We start from the raw sequence: 3,227 nt of genomic DNA, 5'->3' as shown, positions 1-3,227 counted from the left end.
GAAATCTTCTAAAAAAAATCCAAATCCAGCAAAGCAGGATAAGAGCCTGAGTAGCAAAATCTAAAATTCGTCATTGACAGCAACAAATTTTGAATTTGCTAAAGGCTCAAAACGTGTACAGGAGGAAATTTGCCTACAATTAATCAGTTGGTCCGTTTGGGCAGAAGCCGGATGAGGGACAAGAGTAAATCACCCGCGCTACAAGACTGCCCGTTGAAAAGGGGTGTCTGCACGCGCGTCTTCACCACCAATCCCAAAAAGCCCAATTCGGCCATGCGCAAGGTGGCCAGAGTCCGCTTGTCCAACGGCGTGGAAGTGACCGCCTATATCCCCGGCGAAGGGCATACGCTCCAGGAGCACTCGATCGTCCTGGTCCGCGGCGGCAGGGTCAAGGACCTGCCCGGGGTGCGCTACCACATCGTGCGCGGCGCCAAGGACACCACCGGCGTGGAGAACAGGCAGAGAAGCCGCTCGAAATACGGCGCCCGCCGCAAGAAAGGGGGCCAGGAGAAATAAATGCCCAGGAAAAAAATTACCAAGCAAAAAGAGGTCCTGTACGACACGGTCTACAATTCCTCCATTCTGGCCAAGCTGATCACCAAGGTCATGCAGAGCGGCAAGAAGAACATCGCCCAGCACATCGTCTACGCGGCCATGGACACCCTCCAGGAAAAGATGAAGGAAGATCCGTTGAAAGTGATCACCAAGGCCATCGAGAATGTCCGCCCCCAGGTGGAAACCCGTTCGCGCCGTGTCGGCGGCGCCACCTACCAGGTGCCCACCGAAGTTCGCAAGGAACGGTCCTACGCCCTGGGCGTCCGCTGGCTGGTTCAGAACGCGCGCCAGCGCGGCGGCAAATCTTTCCGCGAGAAGCTGGTCGGAGAAATCATGGACGCCTACGGCGAGAAGGGCGGGGCGATCAAGAAGAAAGAGACCGTACACAAGATGGCCGAAGCGAACCGCGCCTTCGCCCATTACCGCTGGTAAAAACAAGGAAAGACAAGGACGGCCCCATGAGAACGGTCCCGGTTGACAGAATTCGCAACATCGGCTTGATGGCCCACATCGATGCCGGCAAGACCACCACCACCGAGAGAATTCTGTACTATACCGGCGTGACCTATAAAATCGGCGAAGTCGACGACGGCACGGCCGTCATGGACTGGATGGAGCAGGAGCAGGAGCGCGGCATCACCATCACCGCCGCGGCCACCACCTGCTTCTGGAACGACTGCCGCATCAACATCATCGACACCCCCGGCCATGTCGATTTCACCGCCGAGGTGGAACGGTCGCTGCGCGTGCTCGACGGGGCGATCATCGTCCTGTGCGGCGTCGGCGGCGTCGAACCGCAGACCGAGAAGGTCTGGTACCAATCGGTGAAGTACCACATCCCCAAGATCGCCTACGTCAACAAGATGGACCGCCAGGGTTCCGATTTCCTCGACGTGGTCGGGCAGATCGAAAAGAAATTCAAGGTCGTCACCCTGCCGCTGCAGCTGCCGCTGGGCAGCGAGGACAACTTCGCCGGGGTGATCGATCTCATCGCCATGAAAGCCTACCGCTACAACGGCGAATTGCTGGGCGCGAAAGTGGAGAACATGGACATCCCGGCCCCCTACCTGGATGACGCGCTGCTGCACCGCGAGCAGCTGATCGAAAGGCTGGCCGAATTCGACAACGACGTGATGGAATTGTTCCTGGATAAGAAGGACATTCCGGAAAGCCACTTGAAAAAGGCGGTGCGCGCGGCCACCCTGAACCTCAAGGCGGTTCCGGTGCTCTGCGGCTCCTCCTTCAAGAACAAGGGCGTGCACAACCTGCTCGACGCCGTCGTCGACTTTTTGCCTTCGCCGCTGGACAAGGAGGCGATTGCCGGCAAGGACCCCAAAAGCGGCCGGGCGTTGCGCCGCAAACTGTCGGACGACGAGCCCATGTCGGCGCTGGTGTTCAAGATCATGAGCGACCCCTATGTCGGCCAGCTCGTTTATTTCCGTGTCTATTCGGGCAGCATCAAGGTCGGCAGCACCATCTTCAACAGCAGCAAGAACCAGCGCCTGCGCATCGCCAAATTGCTGAAGATGCACGCCAACAAGCGCGAGGAAGTGGACGCCGTCTATTCCGGCGACATCGCGGCCTCGGTGGGGTTGAAGGAAGTTTCCACCGGCGACACGCTCTGCGACGAGCGTCATCCCATCGTGCTGGAAACCATCCAATTCCCCGAGCCGGTGGTTTCGGCAACCATCGAACCGCGCCTGACCTCGGAGCATCAGAAGCTCGACGACGTGCTGGCCAAGTTGTCGATGGAAGATCCCACCCTGAAATCCTACCAGGACCACCATACCGGGCAAATGATCATTTCCGGGATGGGGGAGCTGCACCTGGAGATCATCCAGGAGCGGATCAAGCGCGAATTCAAGGTGCAGACCAAGTTGGGCAAGCCGCGGGTGGCCTACTACGAGACGATCCGCAAGAAGGCCCGCGCCGAGGAAAAATACATCAAGCAGAGCGGCGGCAAGGGCCAGTTCGGGCATGTGGCCCTGGAAGTCAAGCCGCTCGACGGCAGTGAAAAATTCAAGTTCAACGCCAAGATCAAGCACGGGATCATTCCCAAGGAATTCTACAAGGCCATCGAACAGGGCGTGCAGGAAGCCATGGATATCGGCGTGATCGCCGGGTTTCCCATCACTCAGGTCGAGGTCGACCTGGTCGACGGATCCACCAACGAGGAAGACGGCAACGAGCTTGCCTACAAGATTGCGGCCGCCATGGCCTTCAAGAGCGCTTTTCGAAAAGGCCACCCGATCCTGCTCGAGCCGCTGATGAAGATCGAAATCGTCGTCCAGGACGAATACCTCGGCGAGGTGATGTCGGACTTCAACAGCCGCCAGGGCAAGGTCACCCACATGGACCTGCGCAACAACCTGCACCTGATCGACGGGCAGGTGCCGCTGGCGCTGATGTTCGGCTACGCCACGGCGCTGCGCACCCTGACCCAGGGAAGGGCCAATTACTCTTTGGAATTTTTCAAATACAGCGAAATGACCGAGGAAAAAATGAATGAAGTTCTGAAGAACCAGTTGGGCATTTACACCATCAATTAGGAGGCAATTATGGCGAAAGAGAAATTTGATCGTACGAAGGAGCATTTGAATATTGGCACGATCGGGCACGTGGATCACGGCAAGACGACGTTGACGTCGGCGATCACCAAGGTATTGAGCACG

General features: G+C 57.8%; 4 protein-coding genes. All 4 read left to right on the top strand.

Translation table 11 applies throughout. The annotated features are described in order from the left end of the window. The first annotated feature begins 129 nt into the window (after positions 1-129). Positions 130-516 carry a 30S ribosomal protein S12 gene (gene rpsL / locus NTW95_05970; GenBank protein MCX6556965.1) on the top strand — a complete coding sequence of 129 codons (387 nt, stop codon included), beginning with the start codon at positions 130-132 and terminating at the stop codon, positions 514-516. Further along, positions 517-987 (top strand): 30S ribosomal protein S7, encoded by a 471-nt coding sequence (gene rpsG, locus NTW95_05965; protein MCX6556964.1) that lies wholly within the window; start codon positions 517-519, stop codon positions 985-987. 26 nt (positions 988-1,013) lie between these two features. Next, positions 1,014-3,104 (top strand): elongation factor G, encoded by a 2,091-nt coding sequence (fusA, locus tag NTW95_05960; protein MCX6556963.1) that lies wholly within the window; start codon positions 1,014-1,016, stop codon positions 3,102-3,104. A gap of 9 nt (positions 3,105-3,113) precedes the next feature. After that, positions 3,114-3,227 (top strand): GTP-binding protein (locus NTW95_05955; protein ID MCX6556962.1); only part of this gene is annotated, 114 nt, incomplete at its 3' end.

It is taken from the genome of Candidatus Aminicenantes bacterium (genome assembly GCA_026393795.1).
Taxonomy (GTDB): Bacteria; Acidobacteriota; Aminicenantia; order UBA2199; family UBA2199; genus UBA2199.
The sequence above is the reverse complement of the archived record's forward strand: the minus strand, read 5'-3'. Positions and strand labels throughout refer to the sequence as shown.

Bases quoted from the DNA above. Each gene is read 5' to 3' on its own strand.
- fusA (MCX6556963.1), top strand. From the start codon at position 1,014: ATGAGAACGGTCCCGGTTGACAGAATTCGCAACATCGGCTTGATGGCC.
- rpsG (MCX6556964.1), top strand. From the start codon at position 517: ATGCCCAGGAAAAAAATTACCAAGCAAAAAGAGGTCCTGTACGACACG.